At 42.6% G+C, this 14,254-nt stretch carries 16 protein-coding genes; 13 read left to right on the top strand and 3 right to left on the bottom strand.

Annotation, left to right across the window (positions count from 1 at the left end; genetic code table 11):
- Positions 1–53: 53 nt before the first annotated feature.
- From VPNCDNU1_RS28845 to VPNCDNU1_RS18170, 8 genes are all read left to right on the top strand, one after another.
- Complete coding sequence (locus VPNCDNU1_RS28845) at positions 54–209, top strand: hypothetical protein (protein ID WP_167404824.1); 156 nt, start codon at positions 54–56, stop codon at positions 207–209.
- A gap of 53 nt (positions 210–262) precedes the next feature.
- Positions 263–625 carry an MmcQ/YjbR family DNA-binding protein gene (locus VPNCDNU1_RS18140; protein ID WP_104401624.1) on the top strand — a complete coding sequence of 121 codons (363 nt, stop codon included), beginning with the start codon at positions 263–265 and terminating at the stop codon, positions 623–625.
- Between the two features lie 267 nt (positions 626–892).
- Positions 893–1,435, top strand: coding sequence for a hypothetical protein (locus VPNCDNU1_RS18145; protein ID WP_104401625.1), 543 nt, complete (start codon positions 893–895; stop codon positions 1,433–1,435).
- 1 nt (position 1,436) lies between these two features.
- Positions 1,437–3,671 (top strand): UDP-forming cellulose synthase catalytic subunit, encoded by a 2,235-nt coding sequence (gene bcsA / locus VPNCDNU1_RS18150; RefSeq protein ID WP_104401626.1) that lies wholly within the window; start codon positions 1,437–1,439, stop codon positions 3,669–3,671.
- Complete coding sequence (locus VPNCDNU1_RS18155; protein WP_104401627.1) at positions 3,664–5,637, top strand: cellulose biosynthesis cyclic di-GMP-binding regulatory protein BcsB; 1,974 nt, start codon at positions 3,664–3,666, stop codon at positions 5,635–5,637. Before bcsA ends, VPNCDNU1_RS18155 begins: the two co-directional genes overlap by 8 nt.
- Positions 5,634–6,653 carry a glycosyl hydrolase family 8 gene (locus VPNCDNU1_RS18160; protein ID WP_104401628.1) on the top strand — a complete coding sequence of 340 codons (1,020 nt, stop codon included), beginning with the start codon at positions 5,634–5,636 and terminating at the stop codon, positions 6,651–6,653. Before VPNCDNU1_RS18155 ends, VPNCDNU1_RS18160 begins: the two co-directional genes overlap by 4 nt.
- Positions 6,650–8,107 carry a hypothetical protein gene (locus VPNCDNU1_RS18165; RefSeq protein WP_104401629.1) on the top strand — a complete coding sequence of 486 codons (1,458 nt, stop codon included), beginning with the start codon at positions 6,650–6,652 and terminating at the stop codon, positions 8,105–8,107. Before VPNCDNU1_RS18160 ends, VPNCDNU1_RS18165 begins: the two co-directional genes overlap by 4 nt.
- Positions 8,108–8,203: 96 nt before the next feature.
- Positions 8,204–9,022, top strand: a complete 819-nt coding sequence (locus tag VPNCDNU1_RS18170) for an alpha/beta fold hydrolase (protein WP_104401630.1) — start codon at positions 8,204–8,206, stop codon at positions 9,020–9,022.
- Positions 9,023–9,142: 120 nt separating this feature from the next.
- Here VPNCDNU1_RS18170 and VPNCDNU1_RS18175 read toward each other — a convergent pair whose 3' ends face one another.
- The gene (locus VPNCDNU1_RS18175; RefSeq protein WP_104401631.1) at positions 9,143–9,574 is read right to left on the bottom strand and encodes a hypothetical protein; all 432 of its coding nucleotides are present in this window, start codon (positions 9,572–9,574) and stop codon (positions 9,143–9,145) included.
- 327 nt (positions 9,575–9,901) lie between these two features.
- On the opposite strand from VPNCDNU1_RS18175, the gene VPNCDNU1_RS18180 reads away from it, so the two are divergent.
- Positions 9,902–10,753, top strand: coding sequence for a hypothetical protein (locus VPNCDNU1_RS18180; RefSeq protein ID WP_104401632.1), 852 nt, complete (start codon positions 9,902–9,904; stop codon positions 10,751–10,753).
- 117 nt (positions 10,754–10,870) lie between these two features.
- Here VPNCDNU1_RS18180 and VPNCDNU1_RS18185 read toward each other — a convergent pair whose 3' ends face one another.
- The gene (locus tag VPNCDNU1_RS18185) at positions 10,871–11,080 is read right to left on the bottom strand and encodes a cold-shock protein (RefSeq protein ID WP_101110120.1); all 210 of its coding nucleotides are present in this window, start codon (positions 11,078–11,080) and stop codon (positions 10,871–10,873) included.
- A gap of 350 nt (positions 11,081–11,430) precedes the next feature.
- Here VPNCDNU1_RS18185 and VPNCDNU1_RS18190 point away from each other — a divergent pair, with 350 nt between their 5' ends.
- Positions 11,431–11,634 (top strand): tautomerase family protein, encoded by a 204-nt coding sequence (locus tag VPNCDNU1_RS18190; RefSeq protein WP_237324165.1) that lies wholly within the window; start codon positions 11,431–11,433, stop codon positions 11,632–11,634.
- 78 nt (positions 11,635–11,712) lie between these two features.
- Here the strand turns inward: VPNCDNU1_RS18190 and VPNCDNU1_RS18195 are convergent, their stop codons facing one another.
- A complete protein-coding gene (locus tag VPNCDNU1_RS18195; RefSeq protein WP_104401634.1) occupies positions 11,713–12,108 on the bottom strand; it encodes a rhodanese-like domain-containing protein in 396 nt (131 codons plus the stop codon).
- Between the two features lie 208 nt (positions 12,109–12,316).
- Here VPNCDNU1_RS18195 and VPNCDNU1_RS18200 point away from each other — a divergent pair, with 208 nt between their 5' ends.
- The 3 genes from VPNCDNU1_RS18200 to VPNCDNU1_RS18210 all read left to right on the top strand — a co-directional run bounded on the left by VPNCDNU1_RS18200 (position 12,317) and on the right by VPNCDNU1_RS18210 (position 14,220).
- Positions 12,317–13,252 carry a helix-turn-helix domain-containing protein gene (locus VPNCDNU1_RS18200; protein ID WP_104401635.1) on the top strand — a complete coding sequence of 312 codons (936 nt, stop codon included), beginning with the start codon at positions 12,317–12,319 and terminating at the stop codon, positions 13,250–13,252.
- Between the two features lie 196 nt (positions 13,253–13,448).
- Complete coding sequence (locus VPNCDNU1_RS18205; RefSeq protein ID WP_145959466.1) at positions 13,449–13,706, top strand: hypothetical protein; 258 nt, start codon at positions 13,449–13,451, stop codon at positions 13,704–13,706.
- A 13-nt stretch (positions 13,707–13,719) separates the two neighbouring features.
- A complete protein-coding gene (locus VPNCDNU1_RS18210) occupies positions 13,720–14,220 on the top strand; it encodes a GNAT family N-acetyltransferase (RefSeq protein WP_104401637.1) in 501 nt (166 codons plus the stop codon).
- Positions 14,221–14,254: the final 34 nt, after the last annotated feature.

Genomic DNA, 14,254 nt, shown 5'->3' on the forward strand with positions numbered 1-14,254 from the left:
ACGCGCTTTGTTAATGAGTTACCTAATTGGATAGAGAAAGGAATAACAGGTACATGAAGGATAAGTTTGAAACACTAAAAGTGTTAGGGGCAGGGGGATTTTCAGCATTTAAATGGTTCCTTAATCACCCACTTGGAAGGGACGCAATGCAGCCATACCTCTCACTCAACGCAAAAAGCGCTTATCAAAACGCTCTCGCCAACGTATAAAAGATATATCCAGCATCACTGGGGTTAGATATTGCGAATACAAGGGCGAGCTTATGACATACGAAGAGTTTAACCAATTTTGTGGCTCCTTAACTGCAACGACTCATGTTGTGCAGTGGGGCGATTCTCATGTATGGAAGGTCGGAGGCAAAGTATTTGCGATAGGAGGCTGGGGCGATAACAAACAACCAGCTTATATCTTCAAAACATCAAATAACAATTTTGATTTTTTAAGTGATAACGAAGGCTATCGTCCTGCCCCTTACTTTGCGACCCGTGGTATGAAGTGGATCCAACAAACGGATACCGCTGGCGATAAAGATGAAGAGTTGATCTACTACATCAAAGAGTCATATCGCATTGTTTCCTTAGGGCTGACCAAAGCTAAACAAAAAGAACTGGGCTTAAACCAGTAATGTCATCCAATCCATTCTCGCCTTTACTTCACCTCTACTTTGGATAAGAAACTGCAGCGCTGTCTTTTCCTTTACGTTCATTTTCATTTTCAATGTCAGATTGAGAAACTGAAATCGAAAGCGTGGAAAAATAATCTCTAATTGCGACAATGATTATTTTTTTATTCTATGTTATTGAATAATAGATAGAAAAAGAATTTCTCCATCTGGCAAACATCTTGCTTATACGTATCTCTACTAAGGTTGGAAATACAAGAGCAGGGGCACATGGACTTTAAAACAGTAATGACAATGAAGGGGTTGGTTGCTCTTTCATTAAGCTCTTTGCTACTGGTGGGCTGTAAAACGACTCAGCAGACAAGACTAGGGCAAGATAGAACCTACGACCCCAATCAAATCGAGGATTACCAGCTTCCCATTTTGGTTGGTGATATCGAAACTGAGCGCAGTTTTCGTCAGATTAAAGCCAGTGAAACGTGGTTCTGGGCACTTCTTACAAACGATACCTTCCTACCCGGCGAAAACCTCGTTGTACAGATTATCAGTGACGTACCTTTAAAGCAGCCTCCAGCCATATTTTCATTCTCGGTTCCTGAATTGGGCGGAGATTTGGCTTACAACCCAGTAGGTCCTTTCCAATCATGGACAACCAAAACTGAAAGCGGTGGTAAGTGCCTACAAGCACTTCAAAACGTGAAAATGGAAGGCTATTGGATTTCTATTTTTACTCATTACTGCACGCAAGATAAAGACCAAGACCTATCGTGGGTAAGCCATTTTGAACGCTCCCCGATGCTAGAAGGATTCTAGAATGAGAACTAATCTTCCAAAGCTGTTATTTAAGATATTGTCGGTGCTATGCGCTATCTATTGTCTTTTTAAGCTGGCAACGTTGAACATCTCTACCGATACTCACATTTGGTTGGCGTCAAGTGCGTTTATTTTGATTCTTCTTTTATCGAAAAATATGTCGACTAGAGCAACGACGTTCATTCTTATCATCGGTGCGTTCATTTCTTTCCGATATATTTACTGGCGTTTCCAAGAAACGATTCCTTGGGAAAGCCAAATTGATTTACCTTTCGCATTACTCCTCTTTTTTGCCGAATGCTATGGAATTTTGGTTTACGTAATGGGGATGTTTGTAACAGTCAAACCCTATGAACGTAAACGTGTCCCCATAAATCCAGAAATGGCATTACCGTCTATCGATGTATTTGTGCCTACTTATAATGAGCCAATCAGTGTCGTTGAGCCGACGATCTTGGCTGCGAGCAGGATGGAATACCCAGGAGAGGTGCGAGTATATGTGCTGGATGATGGTGGAACGTACAATAAACTGAACGATGAAGATACGGATGCCGCACATTACGCACAAAAGCGAGCCAACACCTTGAAGGACTTTTGTGTTGAAGTGGGGGCGACCTACATGACACGCAAGAAAAATGAGCGGGCCAAAGCCGGGAATATAAACCACGCGCTAAGTAAGTCATCCGGCGACTTAGTATTGGTTTTGGATGCCGACCATGTACCAACTCGCGACTTTTTAATGAACACGGTTGGTATGTTCCAGAAAGAGCCGAATTTAGGGTTTGTGCAAACACCTCACTTCTTTATTACCCCCGGACCAGTTGAGAAAAATCTAGGTATTGAAGACAAAGTCCCTTCTGAGAACGAAATGTTCTACAACAAAATTTTGGTAGGCATGGATTTTTGGAATGGCAGTTTCTTTTGTGGTTCCGCGGCGGTTATACGACGAGTAGCACTGGAAGAAGTTGGGGGTATATCCACCCGAACCATCACAGAAGATGCTGACACAGCCTTAAATATTCACTCAAAAGGCTGGGACAGTGCTTACTTAAACCGAGCGATGGTTGCTGGCTTATCACCTGACACATTTGGTGCTTATGTGACTCAGCGATCTCGTTGGGCGCAGGGAATGATACAAATATTTTTGTTGAACAACCCTTTATTAAAGCGCGGTTTGAGCTTAGGTCAGCGCGTTTGTTATCTCAATTCCACTGTGTATTGGTTCTTCCCGATTTTTAGAACCGTCTTCCTGATTTCTCCGTTGTTGTATTTACTACTCGACCTCCAAATTTTCGTGGGCAATGCGACGGACTTTTTGATTTTTGTGGTGCCTCACTTAGTTATAAGCATCATGATCACCCAGCGGTTATTTGGAAAAACTCGGCGTGCATTCTTTTCTGAATTGTATGAAACGGCATTGTCGATTTACCTTTTCCTGCCAGCATTATCAACATTACTTCATCCAACCAAACCCAGCTTTGTGGTAACACCTAAAGGAGAAACAACACGTAAAGTCTGCTTTTCTAAATTGACGCCGTTTATGGCATTTATCTTTGGGCTGGTGGTCGCTGCGGAAGCGTGGGGAATTTATCGGTATATGCAATTTCCTACCGAACAAAGCCAACTGATTCTGGTTATTTTGTTTAACACTTTCAATCTTCTTCTCATCACTTTGTGTTTAGGTGCGATGTTAGAAAAACAACAGCGTCGCAGTGAACCTCGCCTCCTCGTGAATGAAAAAGCGGTGATCAAAATTGATGAAAGAAGCCTGAGTGCGACCTTGAACGATGTTTCGATAAAAGGGGCAAGGCTGACTCTTCACGATCCCGAACATAATATTCATCGTGGTGACACGGTTGATGTGGTGTATTTCACCGAGAACGGGAAATGCAGTACGGGTAAAACGCTCTATAAACAAGTGCATTTAAACATGCGAGTTGTCGCGGTTAAAAATGGGCATCATGGCATACAAGTCTGCTGCTTGATGGAGAGCAATTTGGCGGAAGACATGCAGATTCAATACGCCAAAGCGTATGGACAAAGTAGCCGCTGGGATGACAGAAGGCGTTACGAAGAAGGGCTGCATCAAGGGTTGTTTTCGTCAGTATTGAGCTTGTTCTCGCTCGTGTGCGAAAGCCTAACCCGAGTGCTGACTACTTCGATTAAACAGCAAATAGACTCGTCGAAATCACGCGGCAATAAAGTGAGCGGTAAAAAGGGATTTCAAAATGACTAGATTCTTCTTCCTATTATGCTTTGTTGTGTCCTTGAATGCAGTGGCAGAAAAAAAGGTGACCGTTCCTTTAACTTATTCAACGGCAAATCAAGGTGATATCGTGTTACGTGGTCAGACACAAATGATCAACCTACCTATTTCGATACTGGATGGTCAAAAGGTGGAAAAACTCCATCTTTCTCTGGCGGTGTTTAATAATAATGCGGTTGATAAATCGCTGCTATGGATCTTAACGGGCAAGCGTACCTTGGTGAATATTGAGCTCAAGCAGCGTACTCAGTTCCAGCAGTTGGATGTGACTATTCCCCCTGAGCTTATCTCCAAACGTGATTCCAGCTTGAACCTAAGAATTCAACATATCTCGAATGATCCTTCAAATGTGGTTGATGCAACAGAGCTGACAACCGTCATTAATGCAGAAAGCTCGAACTATTCTCTGACTTACATTGAAAGCGTGAATAAAGAGGATCAGACATTACTCTCATACAATGACATGATTCGTAGCGGGCAAGGACATGGTTTGCCTGTTCAATTGGTTTCTTTAGTAGAGGGAAATCAGGATCTCTCTTTGGGGATCGCGGCATCTTTGGTGCAGGGGTGGACACTAAAAAGTGGCTCGGAAGACTATGAATTCGATTATTTGAATGTCCACTCCACTTCTTTTTCTACTTCAAAACCAACCGTGGTTTATGGAACACGGGATCATCTTCTTAAAGCTGGGTGGATAAACTTGGATACGCATAATGCCATTTCGGGGCCGTATCTAAAAACGGGAAAAAACCCGAAAGGGATTGATTGGCTCCTTGTGGTGTCTGGGAGCAGTCCAATGGAAGTTAAGCGAGCGTCCAAAGTTTTTGCAAATAACTTACGACGGTTACCTGAGAGTGCTTCTACTACCATAAAAGTCGATGATGCGATGAAAGACACATCACTAAAAAGTGCAGAGCAATACCTCGTGTCTGAGTTTACCGATCAAGTAGAGCTAACCGATTCCCCTCTCGAATTATCGTTAGTCATGCCGAGCAATATACTGTTCAGCGATGAAGATAATGCCAAGTTAAATCTATTGTTACAGCATTCACGTGTAGCCCCAGGTGAAGGCTCTATGATATTGCGTGTAAACGGAAAATATTCAAACAGTTTACCTTTGCGGTCGAGTTACTGGCGAGACAATCAGCATTATAGAATTAACATACCCATGAAAGACTTTAGACCTGGAATTAATCATGTAAGCGTACAGGTTTATGGCCCCGTTGATATACGCAATCAACAGCGTCGGTTTAAGGTGTATATGTCTGATAAATCTAATCTTCAATTGAGTTCTTGGGTTAATTTCATTCCAACGGAAGGTCACAGCGTTTCCCCTATTGATTTTCTAGCCATAACCGACGATTGCGGCGAGCAGGCTCAGATAACATTGGACCCGAGCAACCCAGAGCAGCTTAAAAAGCTTTGGAGGTTGCTTGCCCACGTATCTCACCGCACGCACAAAGCGATGCCCGGTTTATTGGTGACGAGCGACGCACAACAAAAGCGACAACTCCATATAAAGCTAAATGAAACAAACGAAGAAAACTTTGTTTATGACGAAACCGAGAGCGATTCTAGGTGGGGTGAACTCAAACATAGGCTGTTTGAATTTATCGCGCATTCAGAAAGCCGAGATGAAGATTTTGGTCAATCGCTGAATAGCCATGAACTGGCTTATGTGAGACATACTAACGACAAAGGTTGGTATCGGCTTCAGTTAACAAAAAGCACACCTGAAAAGTTTGATGACTTTCTTCGCAGTGAAGCTAGTGCCCCTCCGAAGGGAATATTAAGCGAAAAAGAATTTTCTAGTCATTCATCGCAGTTTTTTAAAGCCGCTTTTATCGGATATCCGGCGGCATTGTCTGTCATTGCTCTCATCATTATTTGGTGGATGTCGGCGTTTGTTTCCCGTTATTTGGAATCGCGTAAATGAAGAAGAGAATAGTTTTGTTTGCGGGTACGATGACGAGCTTGGTGATGAGCACAAACACTATGGCACTTACCGTGTGCGAGAGTGATGTTGGCATGTGGCATACGTTCAAAAACAGTTTTGTCAATCAAGATGGGCGAGTCGTAGACGTCGGCAATCAAGGTATATCGCACAGTGAAGGGCAGGGTTATGGAATGCTTATCGCTGAATATTTTGGTGACAAGTCAGCCTTCGACCGCATGTGGCATTGGACCCAAAATAACTTACAGCGAAAAGAAGACAGGTTGTTTTCTTGGAAATGGCAACCGACAAAGCCACATATTCCCGACAGTAATAATGCCAGTGATGGCGATGTGTTAATTGCATGGGCATTGCAACGAGCTCAAAAGCAATGGTCAGGTCAAGGGTATGGCACTAGCGCTAAACAAATCATTAGCGAGCTGCAAAAGTCTCATATAAAAACGGTGAATCGGCAAAGCATTTTGCTCCCCGGAGCGTATGGGTTCAACTTTGATGATCGAACGGTTGTTAACCCTGCGTACTGGGTGTATCCGGCATTGCAGGATTTCAATCAATACAGCAGCCAGTGGTCGAAGTTGTCCAAAAGTGGTTTGTCGATTCTGAATCAAAACCTTTACGGACGTGAAAAACTGACGTCGGATTGGTTGGAGTACAAAAATGGTGATTGGAAGCCAGCCTCGGGCTTTGAATCACGTTTTAGTTACTCAAGTTATCGTATTCCGCTTTACGTTATTTGGGGTGGGCAATCACACCAGCTGAACACTCACTATATCAATTGGTTGGCACGGAATACGGCGTGGGTGAATGTGCAATCGGGTGAATCCGCTAGTTACCCGCCGCCCGACGGTGCCATTGCGATAGCTCAACTTGTTCGCCTTTCACGTACTTCGAGAAAACATGACCAAGGCATCGAAGTTTACCCCAAAGGAAAAGACTATTACTCCGACAGCTTGGTGCTGTTGTCTCATATCGCTTATAACGAGAGGATTTGCCAATGAACAGATACACCTTATTGGTAACGCTAACTGCGTTGACAGCACACGCTCAGGATCATCATGAAATCACCGTATTCGACGACCGTATTAAAGTAGAAATCACCACACAGACCCAAACAGGGTTTGATGAAACGGTGTATTGGAATATGTTGGAGAAGGAGGGCTGGAAGGAGACGAAAAAAGCAACGGAAGACCTCAACATATCTTCGGCATTGCTAACGGAGCTTAACTATCAAGAGTCGGTTTACAGATTAAATAAGCACATCAAAAATCGCAACCTGACATCAGCCAATGCGTTACTCGAAAAACACCCTCAGTGGCGTACCTGCGATCGCATCCAATGGCAATGGTTGGATTTGGAAAATGAAACCATGACTGGCTATGGTCCGAATGCACAAACTAAATATCAATCGATTCTCGACAACTGTGAAGGGCAAGAGCTGAGTACCACACAAAAGTTACTGAGTTGGACACCGTCAAGTGCAGGCAGTGATATCTTGGCAAGGTACAAAACATCAGCGGGATACGATAAAAAATTTGCTGATCAAATGGAATACGACATTCGCTTGAGTCAATTGGAGTCACCGAATGTTTCTGGCAATCGATTGGAAAGTATCGGGCACTTGGCTAAATCTAGAAAAGACACGAAAACAGCTGAAATTATCGCTTGGAAATACATGGAATCGGAGCAACCAGATATCGCACTTGAGTGGTTTGAAAATGCAATCAATTGGGGTGGACCCAACGAAAAGCGCATTGAAGGAAAACTGCTCAGCTTGCAAGCGATGGAAGAGTTGGAACGCCTGCATTTAGAGCATCAGGTTTGGTCGGAAAAATACCCGTCCATCGCAGAGATGGAAATCAGCACTGGTGCTAAAGAAGATCTTGAGTGTGAAGAATCTGCAGCGAAATGTTTGGAAAGCTTGAATAGCAAACCCAATTTAGCCGCGCAAGATTTAGTGATGAAAGGTTGGAAGCTGTACGAACTTCAACGACCTATGTCTGCTTCGATTGCATTTGAAGAGGCGCTCGACATGATGCCAAGTGATGATCCCCAGAGAGATCTCACGCAGTATGGGTATGTATTAGCGTTAGAAAAAATGGGGTACTCAGATAAAGCAATAGCCTTAGCAATGCAAATCAATGATGTGGAAAAACGCGCTGAAATTGATAAGAAGGTTGCGGTGAGAAGGTTTTACTCTGCTTTCCAAGCTGAAGCTTATGAAGAAACCCTCACGCGTATCGAACAGTACGAACAAGATTACGGCAAAGATGTAAAGCTTATTGAAATCAAAGCATGGGCGCTTTATAACAGCCAGCGAAAAGAAGAAGCGTACGCTGAATATACGGTTTTAGCAGAAGCATTCCCCCATAATGAGGAAATGCAACGCTCTTACTTGATCATTAAATGCGGCTTTGCTGAACACGCATCGGTGTGTAACGGGCTTGATTATTAAATAACCTCAGGAACTGGAACAGAATATGAAGCTCTGAATCCTGTATCTTGAGGCCACCTAGGTATAATGGAGGTGGTTTTTACGTGAGGTTTTTAAATGAGTAAATGGAATTTACCCAATACTTTTGAATTTAAAGGGCGACAGGTTAAATACGGTATTGAAGGGGAAGGGGAGCCTTTGGTTTTAGTGCACGGTACACCGTGGTCTTCCTTTAACTTAAGACACCTGATCCGCGATTTGTCTCGCCATTACCAAGTGCATTTTTTTGATCTTCTTGGCTATGGATCGTCTGACAAAAGCGATGGCGATGTTTCTCTCGGAATACAAAATACGTTGCTCGATGCTTTGGTTGAGCATTGGAAGATCGATACGCCATATATTGTTGGGCATGATTTTGGCGGCACAACGGTGCTAAGAAATCACATTTTAGATAAGCGACAGTACAAAAAGATAGTAGTAATCGACCCTGTTGCCTTGTCACCTTGGGGATCGCCATTTTTCAAACACATCGAGGAACATGAAGCTGCATTTTCTGGTGTACCGGATTATATTCATGCAGCAATTGTAGAGGCATATATAAAGACCGCTGCCCACCAAGAACTCGATGCAGAAACGATAGAGGGCATTTTATCCCCTTGGATGGGAGAGTTGGGCAAGCCTGCTTTTTACCGTCAAATAGCACAAGCGGATTCAAAATTCACAGATGATTTTCAGGATAAGTTTTCGGAAGTAAGTGCACCCGTCCTTGTTTTGTGGGGGCAAGAAGATCAATGGATACCTTGCGAGCAAGCTTACCAGCTTCAAAGCAAGATTGAGGGCGCTAAATTGGCCACAATTCCTAACACAGGCCATTTAGTCATTGAAGAAAACCCGAAAGCGTTGGTTGCAGAAATACAGAAGTTCTTTGGGAGTTAGAGTCTGTTAACCGTTCGCGGTTAAATCTGAATGGGTTCTAGGCATTTTAATTGGCTTGAAAGCCTCCCCTCACATTGGTGGAGAGGAGGTTTTAATTTAGCAAGTTAACTGCCTTCTGAGTTAGCTGTCTTTTGAATTAGATGGCGCCTTGTACCCCATGGTGTAACTGTCGAAATCTCGCATTAAGTAAAGTACAAGACAGGCGGCGAGCATTGGCCAAGCTGTAAAGAACAGCAAATTACCTAGCGGATCCAGATACTTCATGAAGGAAGAAAACGTCGAGAAGCCATGAAGAATCAGTGCAATCAGGTAGGTAGTGGAGCGTTGAATACCCAGTAAGAATGCGCCAACGAATATAAGCTGAACAATGCCAATGATCAAAGAAAAACCAGCGGATACGTCCAGCCCATAGAAAGCTGAAAATACTTTAGTGGAATGTTCCGGTGCAAGGATTTTGTCGAAAGCCCAAACAAAGAAAACAAGGGCAATCGTAACGCGCAGAGCCAGTAAGCCGAGCGCGAGATGTTTTTGCTGTTGTGGTGAGATGTTCAAGATAAATTTCTCCAGTTATATGAATGCGGAGAATACAGACCGACCGGCTTTTTAATTTATTTCTGAACGATTGGTTATTTTATAAAGTAATCGAAGATTTAAAGCTAAACAGGAATGAAAATCACATTGTGAGTGAATGAGAATAATGCGAGCCATCTCTATTGATTACGTGAAACGGCTTTTTATTCAAGATTTTAACTCACGTTCATCATGCTATTCTTCTTGCGACTAGAAAGTCTTGGATTGAAGACGGAGGATTACCTACCCAAGCATCCTCTGGTCAATGAGTAGATTTTGTATAGAACGTGAAATCATTAAAAGGGATTTATGACTAACCAAGTTTTTCGTTATAGCACTGAATGGCAAAAAACCATCAAAATCTGTGTAGTGGTATTGGCATTGATGGGGGGCAGTTTTTTGTACCTAACGCAGCAAGATATAGAGGGTATCGATGCATTGGGTATGATGGCCTCACTACCGTTTCTGTTGCTTGCTTTTGTGTTGGGACACTTGGCACGCAACTTACCAAACAAAGCGATTGAGTTAAGTAATGATGGTGTTTGGTATCAGCATGAAGGCGAAGTAAACGGCAAAGTCTTATTTGATCGTGTTTGTTGTATCAAAGAGCGTGCCTTTTTACAGCGATTAGATTTGCTGGATAGTGAAAAGCGTAAGCTCATCAGCATAGATTACAAACTCGCAGACTTTGAGATTTTAAGGTATGCGCTGTGTGATCGGATAAATTCAGGTTTAACGGCGCAAGATCAATCTGAGTTTAAAAAAGGAAGGCTTGCCCAGTTTTTCCACTTAGCGGGAGTGATATGTTTCTTGTTTATGCCTCTCATTGTTCTTTGGACTGAACTTGAGCTGAGTTGGTTTCTGGTGCTGGGATTGCTTTTTGTCACTGTCCTTATCATTTTCGAGTATTTTAATACGCCAACTCAATTGGTGATTCGAAAAAACGCATTCTCAGTACGTTATCGATTACGCCATACCCATGTAGGGTTTGATGAAGTGATCGGTCTTCAGATGGCGGATGCGTTAGAAAAAGGCAGCCGTACTCCTTATGTTCTGTTGACCTGCAGAAATTTAAGAAAGCCAATTAAGTTAAAAGGATTGGGTGTAGATGTGAATAGATTGTTTTCTATACTCGAAAATACAATAACGAAAAAGCAATAACGAAAAGTAATAATATTGCGTTTATTCAAACTACATCGATAGAGGTGAGACGGTTTGGGTATAAAAAATAGCCAGAATCATCTGGCTATTTTTTCAAACTAAATTTACTCAAAGGAATTAAAGAACAGAAATATCTTCCGCTTGAGGCCCTTTATTACCCTGAGTGACTTTAAATTCAACTTTCTGACCTTCTACCAAAGTACGGAAGCCGTCCCCTGTAATTGCTGAGAAGTGCGCAAATACGTCAGGTCCATTTTCTTGTTGAATAAAACCAAAACCTTTAGATTCGTTGAACCATTTTACGCTACCCACTACTTTGTCTGACATGATGTTTTCCTAGTTAAAAGATTATTTAATATGTGATTGCATAGGAAGCTACCATAAAAAATAAAGGTAGCAAGGGACAAAATCACATTAACGCGTATTAATAGTTGAAATATTTTAGTGATATTTTTCTTTATATTTATTTGATTCAAGAAAGGCAATTGTCTTTACACAAGAAACATTCTTTTTTGGAAGGCGTGTAGATGAAGTGCATTCTGATGATGCGAATCGCGAATATGAGAACGTGCTTAAGTTGAAATGCTTTAATCCATGAAGTTGTTGTGGTTACTTTGGCAGGTTGATAATGTTGGTGAATACTCAGAGCCTCTGGGAAATCACCTAAAAAGGAGTTAATGATGCCCTTTATCGCATTTGAAGCAGGTCAGCTTTCTGAAGACGTGAAAGAAGAATTGATCAAGAAACTTACAGATGTGTCTGTAGAAGTGACAGGTATTCCGAAAGAGTTGTTTTTGGTTGCGATTCGAGAGTGGCCAGATACTAACGTCGCAGTCGGCGGAAAATCCGTTAAGCAGCTGAAGCAAGAACTTGGGAAGTAAACTTGTCTGCAAAAAACAAAAAACAAAAAACAAAAAACAAAAAGGGTACGTATGTACCCTTATTGTGAGCTTAGTGCGTTATTTCGTAACCAGAGTAAATCCTTCATCTGCCCAACCTGTAATGCCTCCAATCATTTTCTTGACGGGTCTTCCTAATTTGGCGAGTCGAATCGCTGCTTTTTCTGTCGCGTTACAGTGTGGTCCTGCACAGTAGACAATGAATAACGTATCTTCTGGGTACGCTACCAAGTTTTTTGGGTTAATGCGCGAATGGGGCAAATTGACAGCACCATCTATATAACCAGTTTCAAAAACCGATTCGCCGCGGACATCAAGTAACACAAAGTCTTGGCGATTGTTGGTCATCGCGTGGTGAACATCCCAACAGTCTGTTTCGAATCTCAGTAGTAACTCGAAATGTGCTAGAGCGTCTTCGCTTGATGCGGCTGGTATTCTTGCAACGATTGATGACATAAGTCTCTCCTTTACTTCGTTTGTCAATTCTGGTGTCTTTTAATGTTGTAGCCATTGTGTGCTGTTTTCTGTTGACTTACGATTGGCTTAAAAGTCATAGTTCGATAACTTTCAGCCAATATGTAAACCAAACAACCTATTCGTTAGGAAGGAATAAGCTGGAAGGAAATAGACGAAAGGATTAGGCAAAAGGAATAGAGGGAAAAGCATGCGTGTAGCAATATTAAGTTACCCCAATGTGGCACTGTTTGAATTAGCGTGCGCCGTGGAGTTGTTTGGCCTGCCAAGACCGGAGTTTGAAAACTGGTATCAGTGCGATGTGGTGTCGTTTGAATTTGATCCGTTTGAATCCACGGCTGGGCTGTTGCTTCAAGCCAAACTAGTAAGCAACTTGAACGGCTACGATATGCTGGTGGTGCCAAGTTGGCCTGCTCAAGGCGTGGAGATTCCTTCTGTGTTAAAAGAAGCGGTTACCGCGTTCCATCAAGCAGGAAAGCGCATGGTTTCTTTCTGCTCTGGTGCATTTCTATTGGCAGAGCTTGGTGTATTTGATGGCCGTAATACCACGACGCATTGGCGGTATGCCGATGCTTTCCAACAGCGTTTTAAGCACCTTCATTACATTGATGACGTTCTTTACGTATACGATGGAACTATAGGGTGTTCTGCTGGAAGCGCGTCCGCCATCGATCTTGGATTAGAGATCATTCGTCAGGATTACGGTTACGCCATCGCGAACCAAGTGGCGAGAAGATTAGTGGTATCGGCACATCGATTGGGGGGGCAATCCCAGTTTGTCGAAACCCCCATTTTGGAAGTCCCCAATCAGTTTTCACAGTCGATAGACTGGGCGCTATCTCATCTCAATGAAAATATTGAGGTCGATGATCTTGCTTCACGCGCCAATATGTCGCGCCGAACCTTCGACCGTAAGTTTCGCACCAGTTTTCATTTAAGCCCCAAAGCATGGCTTACGCAGCAGCGGCTTGAGAAAGCCAAAACGCTACTGGAAAACGAACATTACAGCGTCGAGAAAATCGCCGAGCTTAGTGGTTTTGAAAATGCTATAACCATGCGCCATCATTTTAGAAAGCAACTCAGTATTTCCCCGAATCAATACCGAAACCAGTTTTCATCGATGTAATACTTCGACTGTTTTTTGTGCGTATTATTTGTTTTTTTTTAACGTTACGCTTGATGGGCTGAGCTTTTTATAAAACCTCATCGCAATTTTGAAAGTAAGTGTTGCCATACACTCGAATTGTCTTAGTAACATGATACTGTTTCCAAAAATAATGAGTGCAAAAGTGCAGCTATGGCGCTGGGTTAAGGGAATAATTGTGATTGATGTAATGGCTGTTTCAGGGCTTGTCCTGTTTCTGCTTGGAAGTGTGCTGATAGTCACAGAGGCGTTTCGAAAAAGTAAACTTTGGGGAGTTGGGTGCTTGCTACTCGGTCCTTTAATGGGCGTTCTATTCACGTTTCTCAACTGGGAAAAAGCAAAAATGCCTACTGCAATGTGGATCTGTGGATTGGTTCTTGTTTTACTGGTTTTCTTCAAGCAGCAACTGGGTTTTCAAAGCGGCGTGAGCGTCTAGGAGAAACGAGAAAATGTATCATACTGAAAGATTAATCATCCGACATTTTGAAATATCGGATGCGGAATTCATTGTTAAGTTACTTAATGATCCATTGTTTGTCCGTTATATCGGCGACAGAAATGTACGCACTGTTGATGATGCCGAAAATTACCTAACTCGAATTACCCAAAGCTATACCCAATATGGCTTTAGTTTGAGTATGGTCATGTTAAAAGAGACTCAAACACCCATTGGTATGTGCGGTATATTGAAACGCGATGAGCTCGAATTACCCGATTTAGGCTACGCATTACTTACTGAATACAATGGAAATGGCTACGCTACAGAAGCATGCAACGCTGTTCTCAAAGATGGCTTGGAAAATCACGATGTCCGTGAAGTATTAGCTGTGACTTTGCCAAATAATCTTGCTTCCAATCAACTGCTTTTAAAGTTGGGGTTTACTCTCCAAGGCACCCAATTACTCTACGGTGACGACAATAACCTTTATTTCCGAAAGCTTTCAAAATGAAAAAGGATCGTTCAACGCAATAAACCTCTCTACT

The organism is Vibrio penaeicida, from assembly GCF_002933855.1.
Lineage (GTDB): Bacteria > Pseudomonadota > Gammaproteobacteria > Enterobacterales > Vibrionaceae > Vibrio > Vibrio penaeicida_A.

Coding starts and splice junctions, on each gene's coding strand:
- VPNCDNU1_RS18145 (WP_104401625.1), top strand. CDS start 893: ATGGACTTTAAAACAGTAATGACAATGAAGGGGTTGGTTGCTCTTTCA.
- VPNCDNU1_RS18190 (WP_237324165.1), top strand. CDS start 11,431: ATGATGCCCTTTATCGCATTTGAAGCAGGTCAGCTTTCTGAAGACGTG.
- VPNCDNU1_RS18180 (WP_104401632.1), top strand. CDS start 9,902: ATGACTAACCAAGTTTTTCGTTATAGCACTGAATGGCAAAAAACCATC.
- VPNCDNU1_RS18165 (WP_104401629.1), top strand. CDS start 6,650: ATGAACAGATACACCTTATTGGTAACGCTAACTGCGTTGACAGCACAC.
- VPNCDNU1_RS18160 (WP_104401628.1), top strand. CDS start 5,634: ATGAAGAAGAGAATAGTTTTGTTTGCGGGTACGATGACGAGCTTGGTG.
- VPNCDNU1_RS18140 (WP_104401624.1), top strand. CDS start 263: ATGACATACGAAGAGTTTAACCAATTTTGTGGCTCCTTAACTGCAACG.
- bcsA (WP_104401626.1), top strand. CDS start 1,437: ATGAGAACTAATCTTCCAAAGCTGTTATTTAAGATATTGTCGGTGCTA.
- VPNCDNU1_RS18200 (WP_104401635.1), top strand. CDS start 12,317: ATGCGTGTAGCAATATTAAGTTACCCCAATGTGGCACTGTTTGAATTA.
- VPNCDNU1_RS18210 (WP_104401637.1), top strand. CDS start 13,720: ATGTATCATACTGAAAGATTAATCATCCGACATTTTGAAATATCGGAT.
- VPNCDNU1_RS28845 (WP_167404824.1), top strand. CDS start 54: ATGAAGGATAAGTTTGAAACACTAAAAGTGTTAGGGGCAGGGGGATTT.
- VPNCDNU1_RS18185 (WP_101110120.1), bottom strand. CDS start 11,080: ATGTCAGACAAAGTAGTGGGTAGCGTAAAATGGTTCAACGAATCTAAA.
- VPNCDNU1_RS18170 (WP_104401630.1), top strand. CDS start 8,204: ATGAGTAAATGGAATTTACCCAATACTTTTGAATTTAAAGGGCGACAG.
- VPNCDNU1_RS18195 (WP_104401634.1), bottom strand. CDS start 12,108: ATGTCATCAATCGTTGCAAGAATACCAGCCGCATCAAGCGAAGACGCT.
- VPNCDNU1_RS18155 (WP_104401627.1), top strand. CDS start 3,664: ATGACTAGATTCTTCTTCCTATTATGCTTTGTTGTGTCCTTGAATGCA.